The organism is Novosphingobium sp. THN1, assembly GCF_003454795.1.
Classification (GTDB): Bacteria; Pseudomonadota; Alphaproteobacteria; order Sphingomonadales; family Sphingomonadaceae; genus Novosphingobium.
The window spans coordinates 305,360-324,917 of the sequence record NZ_CP028347.1 but is presented as its reverse complement, the minus strand read 5'-3'; the positions used below and the strand labels follow the sequence as shown (position 1 = coordinate 324,917).

The 19,558-nt window shown below is 62.9% G+C and carries 20 protein-coding genes and 2 pseudogenes; 13 read left to right on the top strand and 9 right to left on the bottom strand.

Annotation, left to right across the window (positions count from 1 at the left end; all coding sequences use genetic code 11):
• Positions 1 to 57: 57 nt before the first annotated feature.
• Entirely contained in the window at positions 58 to 1,077 is a 1,020-nt protein-coding gene (locus C7W88_RS01665; protein ID WP_118072272.1) for a DNA topoisomerase IB, read from the top strand.
• 3 nt (positions 1,078 to 1,080) lie between these two features.
• Here C7W88_RS01665 and C7W88_RS01660 read toward each other — a convergent pair whose 3' ends face one another.
• Both C7W88_RS01660 and C7W88_RS01655 read right to left on the bottom strand, forming a co-directional pair.
• Positions 1,081 to 2,439 (bottom strand): peptidylprolyl isomerase, encoded by a 1,359-nt coding sequence (locus tag C7W88_RS01660; RefSeq protein WP_118072271.1) that lies wholly within the window; start codon positions 2,437 to 2,439, stop codon positions 1,081 to 1,083.
• A gap of 126 nt (positions 2,440 to 2,565) precedes the next feature.
• A complete protein-coding gene (locus tag C7W88_RS01655) occupies positions 2,566 to 4,848 on the bottom strand; it encodes an LPS-assembly protein LptD (RefSeq protein ID WP_118072270.1) in 2,283 nt (760 codons plus the stop codon).
• 104 nt (positions 4,849 to 4,952) lie between these two features.
• Between C7W88_RS01655 and C7W88_RS01650 the strand changes: the two genes are divergently transcribed.
• The 8 genes and pseudogenes from C7W88_RS01650 (at position 4,953) to C7W88_RS01615 (ending at position 10,636) form a co-directional block, all read left to right on the top strand.
• The gene (locus C7W88_RS01650) at positions 4,953 to 6,410 is read left to right on the top strand and encodes a leucyl aminopeptidase (RefSeq protein ID WP_118072269.1); all 1,458 of its coding nucleotides are present in this window, start codon (positions 4,953 to 4,955) and stop codon (positions 6,408 to 6,410) included.
• A 9-nt stretch (positions 6,411 to 6,419) separates the two neighbouring features.
• Positions 6,420 to 6,575 carry a DUF2256 domain-containing protein gene (locus C7W88_RS01645; protein WP_118072268.1) on the top strand — a complete coding sequence of 52 codons (156 nt, stop codon included), beginning with the start codon at positions 6,420 to 6,422 and terminating at the stop codon, positions 6,573 to 6,575.
• Positions 6,575 to 7,005 (top strand): annotated as a pseudogene (locus C7W88_RS01640) (DNA polymerase III subunit chi). The gene C7W88_RS01645 and the pseudogene C7W88_RS01640 overlap by 1 nt, the downstream one beginning before the upstream one ends.
• Positions 7,002 to 7,265, top strand: a complete 264-nt coding sequence (locus C7W88_RS01635; RefSeq protein ID WP_118072267.1) for a hypothetical protein — start codon at positions 7,002 to 7,004, stop codon at positions 7,263 to 7,265. The pseudogene C7W88_RS01640 and the gene C7W88_RS01635 overlap by 4 nt, the downstream one beginning before the upstream one ends.
• An 80-nt stretch (positions 7,266 to 7,345) precedes the next feature.
• Positions 7,346 to 7,768, top strand: a complete 423-nt coding sequence (gene ndk, locus C7W88_RS01630) for a nucleoside-diphosphate kinase (RefSeq protein WP_118072266.1) — start codon at positions 7,346 to 7,348, stop codon at positions 7,766 to 7,768.
• 226 nt (positions 7,769 to 7,994) lie between these two features.
• Complete coding sequence (locus C7W88_RS01625) at positions 7,995 to 9,002, top strand: TonB-dependent receptor (RefSeq protein ID WP_118072265.1); 1,008 nt, start codon at positions 7,995 to 7,997, stop codon at positions 9,000 to 9,002.
• On the top strand, positions 8,924 to 10,303 hold the full coding sequence (locus tag C7W88_RS01620) for a TonB-dependent receptor (RefSeq protein WP_240344960.1): 1,380 nt from the start codon (positions 8,924 to 8,926) through the stop codon (positions 10,301 to 10,303). Before C7W88_RS01625 ends, C7W88_RS01620 begins: the two co-directional genes overlap by 79 nt.
• An 87-nt stretch (positions 10,304 to 10,390) precedes the next feature.
• Complete coding sequence (locus C7W88_RS01615; RefSeq protein ID WP_118072263.1) at positions 10,391 to 10,636, top strand: hypothetical protein; 246 nt, start codon at positions 10,391 to 10,393, stop codon at positions 10,634 to 10,636.
• On the opposite strand, the gene C7W88_RS01610 is transcribed toward C7W88_RS01615, so the two are convergent.
• Genes C7W88_RS01610 through purM form a run of 3 tightly spaced genes read right to left on the bottom strand, consistent with a single transcriptional unit; the run spans position 10,633 to position 13,824 of the window.
• The gene (locus tag C7W88_RS01610; protein WP_118072262.1) at positions 10,633 to 11,775 is read right to left on the bottom strand and encodes an MFS transporter; all 1,143 of its coding nucleotides are present in this window, start codon (positions 11,773 to 11,775) and stop codon (positions 10,633 to 10,635) included. The genes C7W88_RS01615 and C7W88_RS01610 overlap by 4 nt on opposite strands.
• Before the next feature lie 8 nt (positions 11,776 to 11,783).
• Positions 11,784 to 12,725, bottom strand: coding sequence for a phosphoribosylglycinamide formyltransferase (gene purN / locus C7W88_RS01605; RefSeq protein WP_118072261.1), 942 nt, complete (start codon positions 12,723 to 12,725; stop codon positions 11,784 to 11,786).
• Positions 12,718 to 13,824, bottom strand: coding sequence for a phosphoribosylformylglycinamidine cyclo-ligase (purM, locus tag C7W88_RS01600; RefSeq protein ID WP_118072260.1), 1,107 nt, complete (start codon positions 13,822 to 13,824; stop codon positions 12,718 to 12,720). Before purM ends, purN begins: the two co-directional genes overlap by 8 nt.
• Positions 13,825 to 14,009: 185 nt before the next feature.
• On the opposite strand from purM, the gene C7W88_RS01595 reads away from it, so the two are divergent.
• The 4 genes and pseudogenes from C7W88_RS01595 (at position 14,010) to C7W88_RS01580 (ending at position 16,993) form a co-directional block, all read left to right on the top strand.
• On the top strand, positions 14,010 to 15,227 hold the full coding sequence (locus C7W88_RS01595) for a heavy-metal-associated domain-containing protein (protein ID WP_240344758.1): 1,218 nt from the start codon (positions 14,010 to 14,012) through the stop codon (positions 15,225 to 15,227).
• 32 nt (positions 15,228 to 15,259) lie between these two features.
• The gene (locus C7W88_RS01590; protein WP_118072258.1) at positions 15,260 to 15,874 is read left to right on the top strand and encodes an ATPase; all 615 of its coding nucleotides are present in this window, start codon (positions 15,260 to 15,262) and stop codon (positions 15,872 to 15,874) included.
• A 26-nt stretch (positions 15,875 to 15,900) separates the two neighbouring features.
• Positions 15,901 to 16,625 (top strand): annotated as a pseudogene (epsC, locus tag C7W88_RS01585) (serine O-acetyltransferase EpsC).
• A 2-nt stretch (positions 16,626 to 16,627) separates the two neighbouring features.
• Positions 16,628 to 16,993: a DUF2794 domain-containing protein gene (locus C7W88_RS01580; protein ID WP_240344757.1), complete on the top strand. Its 366-nt coding sequence runs from the start codon at positions 16,628 to 16,630 to the stop codon at positions 16,991 to 16,993.
• Here C7W88_RS01580 and C7W88_RS01575 read toward each other — a convergent pair.
• The 4 genes from C7W88_RS01575 to C7W88_RS01560 are packed head-to-tail and all read right to left on the bottom strand — an operon-like array spanning position 16,990 to position 19,530.
• Complete coding sequence (locus C7W88_RS01575; RefSeq protein WP_118074502.1) at positions 16,990 to 17,352, bottom strand: PaaI family thioesterase; 363 nt, start codon at positions 17,350 to 17,352, stop codon at positions 16,990 to 16,992. The two genes, C7W88_RS01580 and C7W88_RS01575, sit on opposite strands and share 4 nt — an antisense overlap.
• Positions 17,353 to 17,402: 50 nt before the next feature.
• Entirely contained in the window at positions 17,403 to 17,906 is a 504-nt protein-coding gene (locus tag C7W88_RS01570) for a PaaI family thioesterase (RefSeq protein WP_118072257.1), read from the bottom strand.
• Between the two features lie 53 nt (positions 17,907 to 17,959).
• The gene (gene ruvX / locus C7W88_RS01565) at positions 17,960 to 18,457 is read right to left on the bottom strand and encodes a Holliday junction resolvase RuvX (RefSeq protein WP_118072256.1); all 498 of its coding nucleotides are present in this window, start codon (positions 18,455 to 18,457) and stop codon (positions 17,960 to 17,962) included.
• Complete coding sequence (locus C7W88_RS01560; RefSeq protein WP_370073168.1) at positions 18,424 to 19,530, bottom strand: DUF3089 domain-containing protein; 1,107 nt, start codon at positions 19,528 to 19,530, stop codon at positions 18,424 to 18,426. The genes ruvX and C7W88_RS01560 overlap by 34 nt, the downstream gene beginning before the upstream one ends.
• Positions 19,531 to 19,558 lie beyond the last annotated feature (28 nt).

The following is a 19,558-nucleotide window of genomic DNA, read 5'->3' as shown; positions in this document are numbered from 1 at the left end:
TACTATATCGCGGCGTGACGCGGGAACTGCAAGCGCGCTGCAGCCGTTCGCCGACCTATGGAGAGCAAAGCCGCAAAACTCGTGCATGTCGATGATAACCTTCCCGGCGTGACACGGCGACGATGCGGCAGAGGCTGGGCCTATTTCGATGCGAAAGGCAAGCGTATCGCGGACCGCGCCGAGATCGCGCGCCTCAATGCGATCGCCCTGCCTCCGGCTTATGTCGACACCTGGTACTGTCCTGCTCCGAATGGTCACATTCTCGCGACCGGGACCGACGCCAAGGGACGTAAGCAATACCGTTATCATCCTGACTTCCGGGCTGAACGGGAAAGCGAGAAGTTCGATCGCTGTGCCGTCTTTGGTCGTCTGCTGCCCTTGGTCAGAGCGCGCGTGGCGGACGAGCTGGAGCGTAGCAAGCTGTCGCGCGACCGCTGCATTGCCAGCGTCGTGCGGCTACTGGACAGCGGCGGGATACGCGTCGGCAACGAAGCCTATGTGCGTGCCAACAGCAGTTTCGGGGCGACGACGCTGAGGATGCGCCATGCCGAGGTGAAGGGGCAGGTGCTGCGTCTGCGCTTCCGGGCCAAATCGGGCAAGGATCGGGAAATGCAGGTAACCGATCGGGGGCTCGTTCGCTTCGTGAGAAAGATGCAGGATCTGCCGGGACAGAACCTCTTTCAGTACCTTGACGAGGATGGTCACCCGTGTCCGGTGGGCTCATCAGACGTCAACAACTGGCTGCGCGAGGTGATGGGCGAAGACTTCACTGCCAAGCACTTCAGAACGTGGCGGGCCAGCGTCCTTGGTTTTGCAGCACTGGCGCAGGCCGCTGATCAGGTTTCGCTCAAGGCGCTGCTGGCGGAAGTCTCCGAGCACCTCGGAAACACCCCGGCAATCGCCCGGAAGAGCTATATTCATCCCGCTGTGCTGGACCTGCTCGAGGAACAGGAGCATTGGCGGCAGCAACTGCGCCTCCCGCGCGCGACGCGATGGCTTTCGCGGCACGAGCGAGGACTGTTGGAGCTGCTAGAAAATGGCCCGACGGCTGCCGAACTGATCAGAGCCGCCGGTTGAAGATCAATTGTATTCGATGACAGCGTCGCGCCGCAGGTCGCGAAGGTAGGTCTGCGCACGCTTGTTCACGCGATCGTCTTCCATCTGCGCCATCATCTCGTCGAAGTTGGGGCCGCTGGCGACCTGCGGATCATCGCGACCGCAGAGCATCAGCACACGAACACCCTCGTCGATCGAACCGAACGGAGGAGTTGTCTGCCCGACCTGGAGGTTCAGCAAGGTATCCTGCAGCTGGGCGGGCAGATCGCGTGCCTTGATCTGATCGTTGGCAACAACAGTGGCGCCGATCTTGGTGGCTTGCACTTCGGCATCGCCGCAGCCCTTGATCGCTTTCACGGTTGCAGCAAACTCTGCGGCGCGCTTGGTCGCCTGATCGTTTGAGGTGCCCTTGGCAAACTCGATCGAAATCTGCTTGAGGCTCAGCAGGGCATCACGCGGGTCGGCAGTAAGGACCTGGCGCTTGTCGATCAGGTAGAGGATGGAGAACCCACCACGGATTTCTACAGGGCCGGCAAGTTGCCCGGGAGCCATTGATCCCGCAGCCGCCGCAAGTTCGGTCGGCAACTGGCCAAGGCGGATCCAGCCGAGATCGCCGCCCACCGAAGCGGTCGAAGCTTCCGAGTACTGCCGGGCGTAGGCGACGAAACTGCCTCCCTGCTTCAGTTGCTCGACGATTTTCTCTGCGTTTGCAAAGACCTGAGCCTTGTTCTCATCGGTTGCGGCGAGGAAGATTTCGCCGATCCGGTATTCGTCGGTGCCCTTCGAGGCCTGGAGGCGCTGGATGGCTTCCTGCACTTCGCCTTCCGAGATGTTGACGAACGGCTGCACGTTACGTCGCAGCAGGTTCTGCCATGCGATTTCACCGCGGATCTGGCGCTTGAGCGAAGCTGCAGACGAGCCGATACGTGCGAGATACTTTTCCATCGCTTCGGGAGACTGGCCGAAGTTCTGCGTGGCCACGCGCTCATAAGTCGATTCCACCTGCGCGTCGTCGGCCGGTACGTCGGCAGCCTTGGCTTCCTGAATCTGAAGCGTTTCGTCGATCAGATTGCGCAACACCTGCATGCGCAGGCGTTCGGTTTCTTCTGCGCTGATCTTTCCGCCATTGGCCGACACGATCAGGGCAAGACGCTGTTCCACGTCGGTGCCGGTCACGATCTCGCCATTGATGATGGCAGTCGCGCGACGGACGTTAGGATCGTTCGTTCCGAACATGGTCGGATTGGCCGGAATGTTGAGAGGCGCATTTGCTCCCTGCGCCAGAACCGGCGAGGCGGCGATCGAAAGCGCACCGAGCGCCATGGCGGTGGAACCCAGCGTGCGCGAAACCGCCTTGCGGGTGATCTTCAGCTTGGACGTCATGGTCTTGGAATTTGTCCTGTCGAACTGGCGCTCGTACGGCGGCCTTCTGCTATGATCTCTCTCTGGCCGCGGGCGGCTTAACCCAAGCTGAGTGGCGCATCAGACGCAAAAGGGCAATAGAAGAGGCTATTTCACCCCGAGGTTCTTGAGCGAAAGGGAAATCTGGAAGGAGTTGCCGCGCACCGCGTCACCGATGTTCACATAGTCACGCCGCCATGTGAAGGAGAGGTCGAGGCAATCGTCGGTGTAGGCCACGCCAAGGCGGTGCCGGAGCATCTGGAAACCATCTGACGTACGGGTCGGGTCTTCGTTGCGGTCCGTCAGGTTGACGATTGCCGAGCCGAAGACGGAAAACGCATTGGTAATGGGTGTGCGGGCGGCGATACGCAGTTCCTCGCGGTCCTGCAGATCCTCGAATGCGGTCGCAATGTTGCGGTTCAGCTTGAGATAACCCGCCTCGATATAGCGGCGATGGTTCCCTATCGTCGCGTCAAACTCGTTCCGGCGAAGCGCGAAGCTGTCCTTGTCGAGCCGGAAGCGGTGCGTGAACTTGATGACGTCGCCGAACCGGACGGTTGTGCGGCCGACATAGTCCGAGGCGCGATTGGTCAACCCGGTGCCGTCGGGCAGGATCGTCGCCTGGCTCGACAGACGATAACTTTGGCCGATCGTTGTCATCACGCGAAGGCCTGGACGCTGAAACGTCCAATCGAAGCCGTAAGTGAAACGCACTCCGTCTTCGATACGGTCGTGACCCGGGAAGCGGTTCAGGGCGAAAAGGTTGGTGTCTTCCAGATCGACCGAGCGCGAATCCTCGTTCGGGATTTCGAAGTTGCGAACGCCCGGAGTCGCCACGACTTGCAGGCGCGGCGTCAGCACTTGCGTGCCGCCGAATGCCTCGCCCACGAAAGGCCACTTCACGTCCACGGCTGCCGTGGCGATGGCGCGAGTCTGCCAGCCCGGCAAGCCGCGGTAGATGGCTGTCGTGGTAAGGTCATTGTCTGAACTATGATAGGCATCCCCGCGCACGAGGCCGGTGAGTGTCACTTCCTGACCCATGCCGGTTATCGTGCGGAGATCCCACTGCGCGCGGGCAAAAGCGCGCTGGCTGTCCTGTCCCGCAGTGCGGACGATGGCCAGGCTGTTGGCCTCCAGTTCGAACCGGCCCGGCACGCCATCGAATGCCACGCGCTTGCGATAGTCGATCGCCGGCAGGGCGAGGGGCACCATGCCTTGGGGATCGTTGACGCGGACGGTCTGCGTGACCCAGCCGGCGATCGAGAGATAGCTGTTGTCGTCAATGCGCTCTAGATTCAGCGAGGAACGCAGACGGTCGTCACGGCTGATGTCGTAGCGGCGCAGGAAGGTGCGGTCCGAGGCGAAACGAGCGTTGCCGGTCAGGCTCCAGTGCGGTGAGAACTGGAGCTTGCCGTTGGCGTCGAGATAGCCGCGCCATGACTGCTGGCTGGCGTTGGCTGCGCCCGTCGACGTGCTGCCGAGCGGAATGCGCGAGCTTCGCGTCGCATAGCCGGTAACCTGGAACGCGCCGAGGTTGGTGAGGTGCCGGTACTTGGCCGTCAACATCGGTAGCGACCCGGTGTAGAACGTGCCGGTCAGCGAAAGGTCACGGTTGTCGGCGATGCGCCAGTACCAGGTCTCGCTGATTTCCGCGCCGTTTGCCGCGCCTAGGCGGAAGTCGGGAATCAGCAGGCCGGTTTCGGCACGGAAGTCCGACGTGTGGCCGAGGCCGGGCAGCGGCAGGATCGGCACGCCGAACATGCGCAGTGTGGCGCCCTTGTATTTCACGCGCTTCTGCTTGGCATCGAAGTACACGCGAGCGGCGGTGACTTCCCAGCTCGGCTTTTTCGGGCAGCCCTTGCTGTCTTCGACCGCGCATCCCGAATACGCGGCGTTTTCGAGCGTCATGTTGCCGTATTCGTCGCGCGTCCCGCGCTCTGCGGCAAGGCGCCCGCCGGTGCGAAGGACGACCAGCAGGTCCTCGATTGCGCCGGCCTTGAACTCGTCGGTCAGCTCCACCTTGTCGGTATAGACGGTATTTCCGTCCTCATCGACGAAGCGGATGTTGCCTGTGGCGAGGATCTGCCCTGTTGTGCGGTCCCAGGTGACATTATCAGCGCGGACGGTCTGCACATCGTGGCGGAGCACGACGTTGCCGTCGGCAAAGACCTTTTCGGCGTTGCTGTCGTAGCGGACCTTGTCCGCCTCGAAGCGAACGACATCGTCGACCGAGGATTCGTCGCCCGCCGGCGAGGAAAGCGGCGCTTCCTGCGCGCTCGCCTGCGCACTGAGTGTAGAGAATAGCGCCAGTGCCGAGGAGGCAGCGGCCAAGCGCGCAAGGCGCAAGCGTCGATCAAGGGCTTGCGGCTGCGGCCGCCGGGCGGGTTGCATGCGCTTGCCTATCGCACCAGTGCACCCTAACTGCAATTCCACAATTTCCGCTTCCCGCCCAGCTTGCGTCGAAGTGTGACGTCCATTCCGTTCAGGAGTTCCCGATGAAGGTCGTTTTCCGCACCAGCGATGCCCCGCTTCCCCGTCTGGTCGCCCGTCTCGTGGCGCAGGATGCGCTGCCTTCCGATCTTGATGCAGTGGTGCGCGAAGGCGCTTCGGCCGCCCGGTTTGCCGGAAAGGCAGGGCAGGTATTCGAGGCCTTTGTCGCAGGCGATTCCGGCGTGAAGCGGCTGGCTCTGGCCGGGATGGGCAAGGCAGACGCCGCCGATCGCAGCGCCAGCCTCGAGAAGGCCGGCGCAGCACTGACCGCCAAGTACCTCACCTCTGGCGAGACTTCGCTTGCCATCGATTTCAGCGGTTCCGGCCTGTCCGGCGCCGAGGCGGCGTCGGTGCTGTTCGGCGCAAGGCTGCGCGGCTGGCGCCATGATGTCTATCGCACGAAACTGAGCGATGAGCAGAAGCCGTCACTGACCGAGATCGTCGCGGTCAATGCCCCGGAAGGCGCTGCAGCAACCTGGGAAATCGAATCGGCGCTTGCCGAGGGCATCGAGTTCACGCGTGAGCTCGTCGCCGAGCCCGCCAACATCATCTACCCCGAAAGCTTTGTCGAACGCGCCAAGGCGCGGCTGGAGGGTACTGGCGTCGAGATCCTCGTGCTTGGCCTCAAGGAAATGAGCGAGCTTGGCATGGGCGCGCTGCTCGGCGTGGCGCAAGGTTCGGTGCGTGAGCCGAAGTTACTGGCAATGCGCTGGAAGGGCGCAGACGTTGACAAGCCTACCGCCTTTGTCGGCAAGGGCGTGACCTTCGATACCGGCGGCATTTCGATCAAACCCGCTGGCGGCATGGAAGACATGAAGTGGGACATGGGCGGCGCTGGCGCTGTCGCTGGCACCATGCTCGCACTAGCCAAGCGCAAGGCCAAGGCCGACGTGATCGGCGTCTGCGGCCTTGTCGAGAACATGCCCGATGGCAACGCCCAACGGCCCGGCGACGTCGTCACATCGATGTCCGGCCAGACGGTCGAAGTGATCAACACCGACGCCGAGGGCCGCCTCGTGCTTTGCGACGCGCTGACCTGGGTGCAGAAGGAATACTCGCCGAAGACGATCGTCGATCTCGCCACGCTGACGGGGGCCATGATCATTTCGCTCGGTCATGAATACGGCGGCATGTTTGCCAATGACGATGACCTTGCCGCCAAACTCGATGCAGCCGGCAAGACCTCGGGCGACAAGCTGTGGCGCTTCCCGCTCGGCCCGTCCTACGACAAGCTGATCGACAGCCCGATTGCCGACATGAAGAACGTCGGGCCCCGTTATGGCGGGTCGATCACGGCCGCGCAGTTCCTCCAGCGCTACATCGACAAGGGCGTGGCGTGGGCGCACCTCGACATCGCGGGCATGGTCTGGGCCGACAAGCCTGGCCAGACCTGGGACAAGGGCGCGACCGGCTTCGGCGTGCGCGTGCTCGACCGCTACGTCCGCGACGTACTGGAAGCCTGAGGCTTTCCCATGCCAAAGATGCGGCGCAAATCTGATCTTCCGACGAAGGTTTGCGCCGCATGCGGTCTCCCGTTCACATGGCGAAAGAAGTGGGAGCGGGATTGGGACAATGTGAAGTTCTGTTCCGACCGCTGCCGTAGCGGCAAGAGCAAGGTGGCTGGCTGATGCGTGTCGATTTCTACCAGCTTACCAATGATCCGGCCGAACAGGTCCTTCCGCTGATCGCGCGCAATACCCTTGGCGCGGGTGAGCGGTTGCTGGTCGTGTCAGACGATGAAGCGCAGCTCCGCCGCGTCAGCGAGGCGCTGTGGACGCGCTTGCCCGAGACGTTCCTTGCCAACGGCCGCGCCGGGACCGACAACGACCACCGCCAGCCAATCTTGCTGTCGGACGTCCCTGAGCCGGCTAACGGCGCAAAGTATCTGGCGCTGGCCGACGGCATCTGGCGCGAGGGCGAGTTCGAACGCGTCTTCCTGCTGTTCCTCCCCGCCCGGATCGACGACGCACGCGGCTGCTGGCGAATGCTTGGGAGCCGCGAGGGGTCGAGCGGCGCTACTGGCGGCAGGAGGGCGGCAAGTGGAAGGAGGGACCGTGAGCGGAGAGCCTTCGCTTCCATTCTCACCTCCTCAAATTGATCGTGTCACCTTCTTCAAGCGCGACGAGATCACGACAGATCTGATCTGCTGCGAGGTTGTCGTTTCCGGCCAGATCCATTTTTTCCACGAGGAATGTGCCGAATGGCGAGCACTTCTGAATAGTTTCTGTGATTTGACCGGCTTTGACGACAACTGGTTCGCAAAAGTCCAATGTCCACCCTTCGAAGCCTGCGAGACAGTTGCGTTCGTTCGTCGTTGATTCCGCCATCCTTGCACCGCAGCACAAACCTCGCTAGGGGCGCGCGCAATCAGATCTCCCCTTTTGCAAGGAACGCTCCCATGGCGGTTACCCGCACCTTTTCGATCATCAAGCCCGACGCTACCCGTCGCAACCTGACCGGCGCGGTCACCAAGATGCTGGAAGAAGCAGGCCTGCGCGTCGTTGCTTCGAAGCGCATCCACATGAGCCGCGAGCAGGCCGAAGGCTTCTACGCCGTTCACAAGGAACGCCCCTTCTTCAACGACCTGGTCGAGTTCATGATCTCGGGTCCGGTCGTCGTGCAGGTGCTCGAAGGCGAGAACGCCATGCAGCGCAACCGCGACATCATGGGCGCAACCAACCCTGCCAACGCCGAACCCGGCACGATCCGCAAGGAACTGGCTGAATCGATCGAAGCCAATACTGTTCATGGTTCGGACTCGGACGAGAACGCGGCGATCGAAATCGCCTACTTCTTCAAGCCGGAAGAAATCGTCGGTTGATCGGCGAAAGCCGCAGTTGATTGAAGGGCCGGGGCAGCGATGCTCCGGCCTTTTTCGTGGGTGCGATACCGACCTTCGGCCAATGTTGCGCGGATGCAACGCTTCGTTGCAAATCACATGTTATCCGACATAACCATAATTGTAAGCGGGGCATACAAGGCGTAGGCATCCTTTTGTTCCAACACGAGAACGCTGAGGCCTTTGGTCTCTTCAGGGAGGATACCTGATGTTCACAACCCGCGCTTCCGCGCGCCTGCTGGCGCGCACCAGTCTGTTCGCCGCAGCGGCATTTGCCCTTTCGCAACCTGTTCTCGCGCAGGACGCCGCTCAGGATGCGGCCTCGTCCGAAGAGGGCGGCGAAATCATCGTGACCGCGCAAAAGCGTGCGCAGTCGCTTTCCGACGTCTCGCTTTCGGTTGCCGCTGTCGGTACCGAGCAACTGGCCGCCAACAACACCGTCAACCTCGAAGGCCTGCAGGCGCTGGTGCCTTCGATCAGCTTCGGCAACGACTTCAACTTCGCCAAGCTGTTCATCCGCGGCATCGGCCTGTCGAGCTCGCTGCCGGGCGTTGACCCGTCGGTCGCGCTCCATGTGGACGGCGTTGTCGTCGGCCTCGCGCAAGCGCAGCTCGGCTCGATGTTCGATCTCGAACGCGTCGAAGTTTTGCGCGGGCCGCAGGGTACTCTTTATGGCCGCAATGCCACCGGCGGCGCGGTGAACCTGATCACCGCCAAGCCGACCGACAAGCTCGACGGCTACGTTCGTCAGACCCTCGGCGGCGATGCCTTCCTGGTGCAGACCGATGCCGCGATCGGCGGTCCGATCGCCGAAGGCGTGCGTGCGCGCGTCGCAGTCCAGCGCATCAAGCGAGATGGCTTCGGCATCAACGAGTTCACCGGCAACGAGATCGACAACGCCAACCAGTGGTCGGTGCGCGGTCACCTGCAGTTCCTGCCGACCGACAAGCTTTCGATCCTGCTGACCGGCGAACTGCACACCGAGAACGATCGCTCGCTGGCCGTGAAGTTCCGCGAAGTTTCGTTCCCGGCACTCAGGTCGCCAGCCTTACGGCGCTCGGTCAGCGCACCAACGCTGATGGCAGCGCCGCGTCGTTTGCCAAGAACGTCCGCAACCTCAACACGAACTACGACCCGATCAACGATCGCAAGCAGTATGCCTTCACCGGCATCATGGACTACGCAGCGTCCGACACGGTCGCGCTCAAGTCGCTGACCAGCTATCGCAACTTCCGCGCGATCTTCTTCCACGACTTCGACATGTCGTCATACGCCGGCTACCCGCTGGCGCAGACCAACGCCGTGCGCACCAGCGCCAATCACTGGCAGCCGGTGTTCGAAAACCAGTTCAGCCAGGAACTGCAGCTCAACGTCGACACCGACAAACTGCATGCAGTCTTCGCCGGCTTCTACCTGAAGGAAGACATCCGCGTCGAGAATCACATCGGTTTTGACGTTCTTACCAACACCGATCCGTTCCGCGTGCAGTTCGACGGCAAGCTCGATGTCGAGACATGGGCCGTGTTCGGCAACGTGACCTATGACCTGACCGAGCAGCTCTCGCTCAAGGCTGGTGGCCGCTACTCGTGGGAAAAGCGCAAGATCAAGAACAACAGCGGGATCGGCACCGCGGCGACCGGCTTCGTGCTCGATCCGCTGCAGTGGGACACGTCGAAGACCTGGGATGACTTCTCGCCCTCGCTGGGTGTCGAGTTCCGTCCGAATGACGATGTGATGGCCTATTTCAACTGGTCGCGCGGCTTCAAGTCCGGCACTGCCGAAATCGGTTCGCGCCGTTCGGCAACAGCGGTCACGCCGTTCGTGAACCCGGAGAAGGTCGAGGCTTTCGAAGGCGGCATCAAGTATAGCGCCGGCTCGCTGCAGACCAATCTTGCCGTGTTCTACCAGAAGCTCAAGAACGGTCAGTTCCAGCGGACCTTCCCGATCCCGAACCCGCCGTTCTTTGCCAGCGCGCTCGAAAACGCGGCGGAATCGCGGGCCTATGGTGCTGAGTTCGAACTGCGCTGGCGCCCGATCGATGGCCTCGCCATCGATGCTTCGGCAGCGTACCTCAACTCCAAGTTCACCAAGTTCTTCTCGAAGAACCCGCTGAACGCGGCGCTGTTCGGCCCTGGCGGCGCTTCGCTGCCTGACGAAGACCTGTCGGGCAACGCCACCCGCATGAGCCCGAAGTGGACGCTGAACTTCAACCCGACCTACACGGCTGACCTTTCGAGCGGTGCCAGCGTGGTGTTCGGTACGAACGTGTCCTATCGTTCGAAGCAGTACCACACCGAGTTCAACGACGATCGCATGGCCGCCGACGGCTATGTGATGGTCGATGCCAACGTGAAGTACCGCCACTCGGACGACCGGACTTCGGTCAACCTGTGGGTGCGCAACCTGACCAACGAACTGGTCTGGGCGGGCAGCTACGCGGTGGCCACCAGCCGCACGATCGGTGGCACGCTGATGCCGCCGCGGACATATGGCATTACGCTCGGCTACGAATTCTGAGCCATCGCTCAGGCAAAATGACAAGAGGCCGCCGGTTCACTCCGGCGGCCTTTTTGTTAAGGTCATGCGCCAGAGGAGACCTGAAGAATGCAGGGCATGGGTGGGGGCGATTGTCCCTTCGAATTCAACTTCGATGCGGCGACATTCAAGGTCGGCGACACGGTCAGCTATCGCATCGTCGGTAGCCCGATGTTCGAGGACATGCCTTTTGCGGCAGAACTCGTCGAAGTGCACGAAGACCACGTGATCATCGCCGGAGACCCCAACGATTCAACGGTGCGCTATCGTGGCACGCGGGAAAGCAGGCCGCAGGTGCAGGCCAGCGAGATCTAGGCTGTTAAGGCCTGTTCCGCACGATACCACTGGGTCAGGCCCCACGCGATTCCGGCTATTGCAAGCAGGCCGAGCAGAATCGGCATCGTGTAGCCGAAACCAGTCGCAAGCAGGGCTGCGGCAACCAGTGCGGCAGTTGAGCACCCGAGGTCCCACCCGCCCTCTGTCGCCATGTTGAAGCGCAAGGTGCATTGCGAGCGCTGTGCCATGGCATAGAGCGGCGAGAGCATGGCCGTTGCCAGCATCGGCGCGGCCAGCGCCCCGAGCGCCGTGGCAACAAGCGCGGGCAGGGGAGAGGTCCACGCCAGAGCCTTGAGCACCAGAACCGCAGCACCAAGGCCATAGGCGAGCGCAAGCGAATGCGTACCGCGCCCGCCGTCGATCAGCCGGCCGATGATCAGGCTGCCTGCCGCTGCGCCCAGCCCCGCAAGTGCCAGGGCGCCGCCAAAGCTTTCAAAGCTCTGTCCCAGAGTTACGAACAGCGCGAGGTTCCAGACCACGACCGAGCAGCCCGATTGCAGCCCCTCGGCAAAGTATATGCGACGCCCTGCGCTGACGATCGCGGGATCTGCACGGCTTTCGCGGGGGATCGCCGGATTGGGGGCGCCGGCCAGCGGCAGGCCCGCAAGAAGTTGCATCGCCGCGATAACGGCAAAGCCGATGACCGGCCCCGCGCCGGAAAGCAGAAAGCCTCCCGCAACTGGGGCAACGATTCCCACTGCGGCAGTGGTCGCCTGTTGGATCGACACCTGCCGACCCAACGCGGCGTTATCGCCAGCGGCCGAGACATAGGCGTGATAACCGGTCCAGTAGAGCACGCTGCCAAGCCCGGAGACGAGGATATACGCCAGCAGCAGCAGTCCCGTGCCCTCGACGAACGGCAGCATCAGGAACGAGGCAGCGCGAACGCCGCAGCCTAGCAGCAGCACGGCGCGCAGTCCGTGCGCATGGGCGATAGGCAGCACTGCCGCTCGCAGGGCGAAGCGTGAGATCAGCACAAGAGCGAAGCTGGCCAGCGCAAGCGCCGGGCTTAGCCCCTGCTTGACCAGAAAGCCGACCACGAACAGCCCGCCGCTTGCCTCAACAAACGATTGCAGGCCGGTATGTGCGTAGATGCGGTGGATAGCCGTGAGCTGCATGGCGCTCTTTAGAACTCCAGCATTGCGGCGAGCCGCTTGGGCGCCACGGCGGCCCAGCTGCGGCGAAGCCAGTCGGCGGCGTGCTCCCAATCGACATCGGGCCGGTTGAGGATCAGCCCCGCCCAGCCGCTTGCACCGTAGTAGGCGGGCCGGAACCAGGTGCCCTCGTCCTGCTCGATCAGGGCGGCCAGTTCATCCTGTCCGCTGGTCTTCACCAGCAAAGCAATGTGCGGGGTGCCGTGGTGCTGATCGTTGAAATAGGCGAAGTATTTGCCGCCTACGCGCCAGCCGGGGGCACCGTGGCTTTCACGCTCTTCAACATCGGGAAGGGCAGCAGCGAGGCCGCGCACCTTCTCGAGTAACCATTCGGCGCTGTTCTCGCGCGCAACATAGCTGGCCAGCGTCCGCGAATAGAGCTGGTGCTCGGCGAACAGGACGCGAGCGGCGAGACTGTCACCCGTATCGCCGGGGATGATCGCTACCGGCGTCTGGCCAAGGATCGGGCCATCGTCGAGTTCGGCTGTCACGAGATGCACGGTGCAGCCGCCGTGGCTGTCGCCAGCCTCTATCGCGCGATCGTGGGTGTGCAGACCCTTGTACTTGGGCAGCAGCGAAGGGTGGATGTTGAGCATCCGGCCTTCCCAGCGTCCGACGAACTCAGGGCTCAGGATGCGCATGTAGCCGGCCAGAGCGATATAGCGCGCCCCGGCCTTTACCACCTCGGCCTCCATCATCGCGTCGTGGTCTGGCCGGTGAATGCCCTTGTGCGGCAGGCAGAACGTCGCCACGCCTTCGGCTTCGGCAAGCTTCAGGCCCGAAGCATCCGGATTGTTCGATAGAACAAGGACGATCTCATAAGGACAGTCCGCCGCACGGCTTGCATAGAGCAGCGCGGCCATGTTGGTGCCGCTGCCCGAAATGAAGACGGCGACGGGGACCCGGTCAGCCAATGTGGGTGGCTTCCCATGCCTCGCGGGCGGACCACGTCTCGACGCTGCCGGTGACGGTGCAGCCTTTTTCGCCCGCGATGATCGTGCCCACGCGATAGACGGTCTCGCCCGCTGCAGCGAGATCTGCGGCGAGCGAATCGGCCTCGGCCGCTTCCACCGCCAGGATCATGCCGATGCCGCAATTGAAGGTGCGGGCCATTTCCTCAGGCTCGATGTTGCCTTGGGCCTGGAGGAACGCCATCAGGCGGCTCTGCTCCCAGCTGTTTGCATCGATGCGCGCATGCAGGCCTTGTGGCAGGACACGGGGCACGTTCTCGAGCAGGCCGCCGCCGGTGATGTGGGCGAGTGCGTTGATGCGGCCCGAGCGGATGAACGGCAGCAGGCTCTTCACATAGATGCGGGTCGGCTCGATCAGGTAGTCGATCAGCAGGCGTTCGTTGTCGAACAGGGCAGGGCGGTCCAGTTTCCAGCCCTTGTCCGCGGCAAGGCGGCGCACCAGCGAGTAACCGTTCGAATGCACACCGGAAGAGGCGAGGCCGAGCAGCACGTTGCCTTCGGCCACGCGGTCGCCGGTCAGCTGTTCGCCACGCTCGACCGCGCCAACGCAGAAGCCGGCGAGATCGTAGTCACCATCGGCGTACATGCCGGGCATTTCCGCGGTTTCGCCACCGATCAGGGCGCATCCGGCCTGCTTGCAGCCCTCGGCAATGCCGGCGACCACGCGCTCGGCCACGCCATTGTCCAGACGGCCGGTCGCAAAGTAATCGAGGAAGAAGAGCGGTTCGGCGCCCTGCACGATCAGGTCGTTCACGCACATGGCGACAAGGTCGATGCCGATCTTGTCATGCCGGTCATGATCGATCGCCAGCTTGACCTTGGTGCCGACCCCGTCGTTGCCGGCAACAAGGAGCGGGTCCTTGTAGCCTGCCGCCTTGAGGTCGAAGAAGCCGCCGAAGCCGCCGAGCTCCGCATCCGCGCCGGGACGGGCGGTTGACTTCGCCAAGGGCCCAATGGCCTTCACCAGCGCATTGCCAGCGGCGATGTTTACGCCAGCCTTGGCGTAGCTATAGCTCTCGGGCTTTTCCTGCTTGTCGCTCATGGTGCGCGCGCCTAGCGCTTTCCTGCTTGGATTTCCACTTTCGTTTCGGCAAAAGCGGGCATCCAGTTACGGAATTCGAATTCCGTGTGCGTTAGTGGCCGGTCCTTCCGTCCATGACTGGTTTCGGAGTTCCCTTGGTCGCGCTGCATTTGCCATTCGAAAAAGCGAAAAACCGCAAGGCATTGATGCTGGGCATTGCCCTGATCGCAGGCCTCGGCGGGGCGGCGCTTGTCGCACAGATCGAAGGCGATCGCGGCATTCCGCCAATTGCCAGCAACGGCGATTACGAAGTGCGCGGCATCGAGGTAAATGTCTCTGGAGATAATGCCGAGGACGCCCGCAACAATGGTTGGCGCGAAGCACAGCGCAAGGCCTGGGCCAAACTCTGGGAGAGCAATGGCAGTGGCGGTGCTGCGCCGGGGCTCGACGATTCGACAATCGAATCGATGGTTTCCGCCGTTGTGGTCGAAAGCGAACAGATTGGTCCGCGGCGTTACATCGCCCGTCTTGGCGTGATTTTTGACCGCGCCCGCACTGGCGAGCGACTGGGCATGACCGGGGTCAAGGCGCGTTCGGCGCCGTTGCTGGTCGTGCCCGTGCTCTATCAGGGCGGGGTTGCGACCGTATTCGAAACGCGCACACCGTGGCAGAAGGCCTGGGCGGAGTACCGGACGGGCAACAGCGCCATCGACTATGTCCGACCGGCGGGGGCCGGGTCCGATTCGCTCCTGTTGACGGCCGGCCAGCTTGATCGCCGCAGCCGTAACTGGTGGCGACTGATCCTTGACGAGTTCGGGGCATCCGACGTCATCATCCCTATTGCCCGGCTTGATCGGCAGTTCCCGGGCGGCCCTGTCACCGGTACGTTCACGGCGCGCTTCGGCCCGGACAACCGCTTTCTCGGCAGTTTCTCGCTTACAGCGCGGAGCGAAGCCGAAGTGCCGAAGATGCTGGAAGATGCCATCGGCCGGCTCGACGGAATTTATACGCAGGCGCTTGTCGCCGGCATTCTCAAGCCCGATCCCACGCTCAACATGGCTGCCGAGATCGATCCGAAGCTGATAGAACAGACCTTGGCGACGGCAGGGCCTGTAGCGGTGTCAACGAGCGTAGACGGACCAGCGGCAACGCCGATCGCTGCACCCACGCCCACCACCGCAGCGGCGGTTTCGACCTTCACGATCCAGTTTGCCACGTCTGACGGCCCGGCTGTCGACGCCGGCATGTCGGCAGTGCGGAGCGTTCCCGGGGTAAAAAGCGCGGTTTCAAGCTCGATTGCCATTGGTGGCACCTCGGTCATGCGCGTCACCTATACCGGTGAAATCGAAGCCTTGGCTGCGGCACTGCGCGCACAAGGCTGGCGTGTCACCGTGGGCGCAGGCGCGCTTTCGATTCGCAAGTAACCACAATCGCGGTCCGGGCGTATAACTCGCAGATGTCGTCGCAGATTGCCCTTCCGCTGTTGACGGCTCGCAGTGCCGAGACTGTGGTCATGGGGCCAAGTCTGGAGCCCGTCATCGACGCGCTACAGTCGGTCGATAGCTGGCCGTTCAGAACAGCGATTCTCGTCGGTCCACCGCGTTCGGGCAAGAGCCTGCTGGCCCGCTGGTTTGCGGAATCCGGTGCGGGCGAGGTCATTGACGGCGCCGATTCGCGGCCAGAACACGAAGTGTTCCATCAATGGAACCGCTCGCAAGCGTCAGGCCGTCCATTGCTGCTGGTCAGCGATCGCGCGCGCGGGGAGTGGAAGGTTGCTCTGCCCGACCTTGCCTCGCGTCTGGGCTCGGCCTTGCTGATCGAAATCGGCGCACCGGATGACGAGCTGGTGGCAGGCCTGATCGTGGAACATTCCGCGCGGCGAGGGCTTGTTCTGGGCGAGCAGGCGATTGCCTACCTCTTGCCCAGAGTGGAACGCACGCACGCAGAAATCGAGTTGCTGATTGAAACTCTTGACCGGCTGTCTCTTGAGCGTAAATCACCCGTCACCATATCACTGGTCCGCGACGCGCTTGCCGAGCGGACAGGGGAATTCCAGCCGCGCTTGCTTTAAGCGCCTGAAAGAGAGAGAATCAGGGCATGTTCAACGGCCTGATCGCCTATCTGGACTCGATCCGCTCGCGCGATCCAGCGCCCCGTTCGCGCTGGGAGATTCTCCTCTACCCGGGCCTGTGGGCAGTCGGTTTCCACCGAATCGCGCATTGGCTGTTCGAGGCTGAGCTGTTTTTCCTCGCTCGTCTGGTGAACCATTTCTCACGCTTCGTGACCGCGATCGACATCCATCCGGGCGCCAAGATCGGCAAGCACCTGTTTATCGACCACGGTTTCACCGTTATCGGCGAGACGGCCGAGATTGGTGACAATGTCACCATCTACCAGTGCGTCACACTCGGCGGCACAAACCCTGCCAATGGCGTCCCCGGAAAGCGTCACCCGACGTTGAGCGACAATGCGATCATCGGTTCGGGCGCTCAGATCCTCGGGCCGATCACGGTCGGTCCCGCGCGCGGGTAGGGGCAAACGCCGTTGTGACCGACGATGTGCCCGAAGGCGCCACGATGGTCGGGCTGAAAGCTCGCTCTACCTTGGTTCCTGCTGAAACCTGGCTCAAGGAATTCATTCCTTACGGCACCCCGTGCAAGGAGCCGTGCGAACCCAATGGCGGTACGCGGGTCGATGAACTTGAAGCCGAAGTGGCAGCCCTCAAGGCACAGGTCGCGGCGCTTGTCGCTGCTCAGACAGGTGGTGACGATACTTCGCCCGCGCCTACCCCGACGACGGTCGGCAGAAGGAACCGCAGCTGAGCGTGAACGGCCCTGATGCCGGGACGTCCGGCACCGTCGTCCCATTCCCGAACGCGCGTGCGATCCAGCAAGTCGGTTTCGAACGGCCGGAACTGCTGAAGATCCTCGATCTCTACGGCCGGATGGTCGCAGCCGGGCTCTGGCGCGATTATGCGATGGACTTTGGCAAGGAAGCAGCTGTCTTCGCAGCATTCAAGCGAACAGCGGAACGCCCGACAGCGCGGATCGAGAAACGCCCGTCGTTGCGCAGCAAACAGGGCATGTGGGCGCTGTTCGGAGAAGCCGGGCAAGTCCTCAAGCGCGGTCATGACCTGGCGGGCGTCCTGTCTCCGCTTGAACGCCGGTTGATGAAGATCGTCGAAGACTAGCTCTTCGGCTTGATCAGGAAGTTCATCCAGCAGCTTGCCAGAGGCTTGTTCCGGTCTGCCTGCCACACTTCGGCGCGCACATTGGCAATGCGTCTTCCCGCGCGGATCACCTCACCGCGCGCGAAGGTTTCCACCGTCACCCCGCCCCGCAGGTATTCGACGGAAATGTTCACGGGCTTGATTCGCGTCTTCGCGTCCTCTTCGCCGAGATGGGCGTGAAGAGCCATGATCGCCGCGATTTCCATCATGCCTGCGATAGCGCCGCCGTGAAGGAACCCGGGCCGACCCATGGCGCGATCGGAAAAATCCATTGCCAGAAGCGGGGCACCGTCCAGCATGCCCGCAATCCGCATGCCCATCGATCGCGCGTAGGGCGGCAGACGCTCGGACAGGAGCTCGCTGGACTCGCTCACTTCGCTTCTCCTGGTGAACGTGCCCACCCGTCCGCTTCAACCTGAATGAAGATGCCCGCGGCGTGCGCTACGGGGTCGGCAATGTCGCCATCGTGGGCAATGCCTCGGACGAAGGCCATCGACTTCTTCAACTGGTAGCACTCTGCCCAGGCAACGATCATCTTGCCCGGCGCCGCGGCGCGGACATAGTCGACGCGCAGGTCCAGCGTCACTTGCGGGCGAAAGCCACCGCGCAGCGCCCAGACCGACATCGACGTGGCATTGTCGAGCAGGCTGATTATCGGTCCGGACGCCAGGACGCCCGTCTCGGGATCGCCGACCAGGTCTTCGCGCCAGGGCAGGCCCAGCTCGACCCAATTGTCCCCATGGGCGCGATATTGCATGCCGATAAAGCCGGTGTGCCCGTGCCGCATCATGAACTTGCCGAACTGCGACGGGTTGAAATCCATGCCCGGCGGGATCGCGGGCCTTCCTCCGGTGCTTTCTGGCGTTGTATCCATGGCGAATTCCCTGCCGCAGCTATGGAGGGATTACAAGCGTATTAAGTGGGCGATTAAAATGCGCTTCCGGCGAGCGCGTCGATGGCACCCTGCAGAATAAGCGCTGCGGCGTGCGAATCGATGCGCTCCGCCCGTTTGGCCCGGCTGAAGTCCTGCTCGATCAACGCCCGCTCGGCGGCTTGCGTCGTCCACCGCTCGTCCCACAGAAGGATCGGCAGCCCCAGGTCTTCGAGGTTGCGAGCGATAGCCCTTGCTCCCTGCGACCTCGGGCTTTCGGATCCATCCATGTTGAGCGGCAGGCCGATAACGAGCCCTACGACACCGCGTTCTTCGATCAGCGCTTGCAGCTTCGCCTTGTCAGCGGTGAATTTGCCGCGCTGAAGCGTCTTGCCAGCCGTGGCGAAGCGCCAGTCGCGGTCGCACAGGGCGATTCCGATGGTCTTGGTGCCGGTGTCCAGCCCCATCAGCACGCCGCCTTCAGGCAGCTCGTCTCGCATGATCAGGGCCGACTGGGTGATCACCTGGCTGCGCCCCCGTGCAGTTTCTCCCATGCCGCCGCACGCCGCGCGACATCGGCGCGCAGGTTCGCCCAGAACAACGGTATGTCGTAAACGTGATAATTGTTGCCCGGAAGAACGAAGGGCCCGAGATCGGGCGCATCCCCGATCATCAACAAGCCGGTCTTGGCATCGCAGCGGGCCGGCACGGCCTTCGGGATCAGTTCTCCGGAATCGAGATGCTCACTCGGCTTCAACGTGCCCAGATTGGCGGCCGCCGGGGCGGAGCCGCCAACGCTTCCGGTCAGCGGGTTCGTGCACAGCACGGGGCGCGCGTCCTTCTGCCTGCCGTCCAGGGCAGGCCGTGTGCGGTAGGCTTCCAGCACCAGCTCAGGATCGGCAGGCTCGGCAAAGCTGGCCCACGTCATCACGCATCCTGCTGCGTCGGCCGAAGCGCAGGCCGGAAGGCCCATCTTTGGCAGATCATGCTCGACCGATATCGGCCAGCCGATCGGATAGGCCGCGACTATGCGCGAGGCGAGGGGAGTGCCGGCAACGCGATCCTTGAGCAGGTGCATGAGGTGAAGGGCGCCCTGACTGTGCCCGGCAAGTACTATAGGCTTGTCGGCGGGCACGTTCGCCAGGAACGCGTCGAAAGCCTGGCGCACGTCGACATATGCTGATTCGAGCGCCATCTCCCCTTCGGCCTTGTCGGTGAGGAAAGCGCCGAAAGCGGCCTGGCGGTAGCGCGGAGCCCAGACTTGCGACTGCTGGTTGAAGGCCGAAGCCATGCCCTGGACAAAGAAGGTTGCGCGCCGATTGGTGTCCGTATCGTCCAGCGGGCCGTTCCAATGCTCCCGCGCGAGATAGCTCGTCGGGTGAATGAAGAATACCGCAGCAGGTCCCTTTGCCCCGCTTGCGTTGACGCCCGTCGGGACCCACTGCGCCGGATCTTTCTGCAGCCCCGGCCGTGCGAACCACATGCTGTTTCCGGAATAGGCATCGGCCGGAAGAGGCTCGAGCCTGCCGTACGACACGCGCGGAACGAAGGCGAAGCGGGTCAGTTCGTTCTGCCAGATGCTCAGCGCAAAGACGGCAGCAATCACCATCACGATGAGGAGAGCCATCAGATACAGGAACTTGCGGACCATTCTT

Excerpts from the sequence above, each read along its gene's own strand:
- C7W88_RS01650 (WP_118072269.1), top strand. The coding sequence starts at position 4,953 with ATGAAGGTCGTTTTCCGCACCAGCGATGCCCCGCTTCCCCGTCTGGTC.
- C7W88_RS01645 (WP_118072268.1), top strand. The coding sequence starts at position 6,420 with ATGCCAAAGATGCGGCGCAAATCTGATCTTCCGACGAAGGTTTGCGCC.
- C7W88_RS01570 (WP_118072257.1), bottom strand. The coding sequence starts at position 17,906 with ATGGATACAACGCCAGAAAGCACCGGAGGAAGGCCCGCGATCCCGCCG.
- C7W88_RS01595 (WP_240344758.1), top strand. The coding sequence starts at position 14,010 with ATGCTGGGCATTGCCCTGATCGCAGGCCTCGGCGGGGCGGCGCTTGTC.
- C7W88_RS01655 (WP_118072270.1), bottom strand. The coding sequence starts at position 4,848 with ATGCAACCCGCCCGGCGGCCGCAGCCGCAAGCCCTTGATCGACGCTTG.
- C7W88_RS01590 (WP_118072258.1), top strand. The coding sequence starts at position 15,260 with ATGTCGTCGCAGATTGCCCTTCCGCTGTTGACGGCTCGCAGTGCCGAG.
- C7W88_RS01665 (WP_118072272.1), top strand. The coding sequence starts at position 58 with ATGGAGAGCAAAGCCGCAAAACTCGTGCATGTCGATGATAACCTTCCC.
- C7W88_RS01660 (WP_118072271.1), bottom strand. The coding sequence starts at position 2,439 with ATGACGTCCAAGCTGAAGATCACCCGCAAGGCGGTTTCGCGCACGCTG.
- C7W88_RS01610 (WP_118072262.1), bottom strand. The coding sequence starts at position 11,775 with ATGCAGCTCACGGCTATCCACCGCATCTACGCACATACCGGCCTGCAA.
- ndk (WP_118072266.1), top strand. The coding sequence starts at position 7,346 with ATGGCGGTTACCCGCACCTTTTCGATCATCAAGCCCGACGCTACCCGT.
- purM (WP_118072260.1), bottom strand. The coding sequence starts at position 13,824 with ATGAGCGACAAGCAGGAAAAGCCCGAGAGCTATAGCTACGCCAAGGCT.
- ruvX (WP_118072256.1), bottom strand. The coding sequence starts at position 18,457 with ATGGGAGAAACTGCACGGGGGCGCAGCCAGGTGATCACCCAGTCGGCC.
- C7W88_RS01575 (WP_118074502.1), bottom strand. The coding sequence starts at position 17,352 with ATGGGCATGCGGATTGCGGGCATGCTGGACGGTGCCCCGCTTCTGGCA.
- C7W88_RS01560 (WP_370073168.1), bottom strand. The coding sequence starts at position 19,530 with ATGGCTCTCCTCATCGTGATGGTGATTGCTGCCGTCTTTGCGCTGAGC.
- C7W88_RS01615 (WP_118072263.1), top strand. The coding sequence starts at position 10,391 with ATGCAGGGCATGGGTGGGGGCGATTGTCCCTTCGAATTCAACTTCGAT.
- C7W88_RS01625 (WP_118072265.1), top strand. The coding sequence starts at position 7,995 with ATGTTCACAACCCGCGCTTCCGCGCGCCTGCTGGCGCGCACCAGTCTG.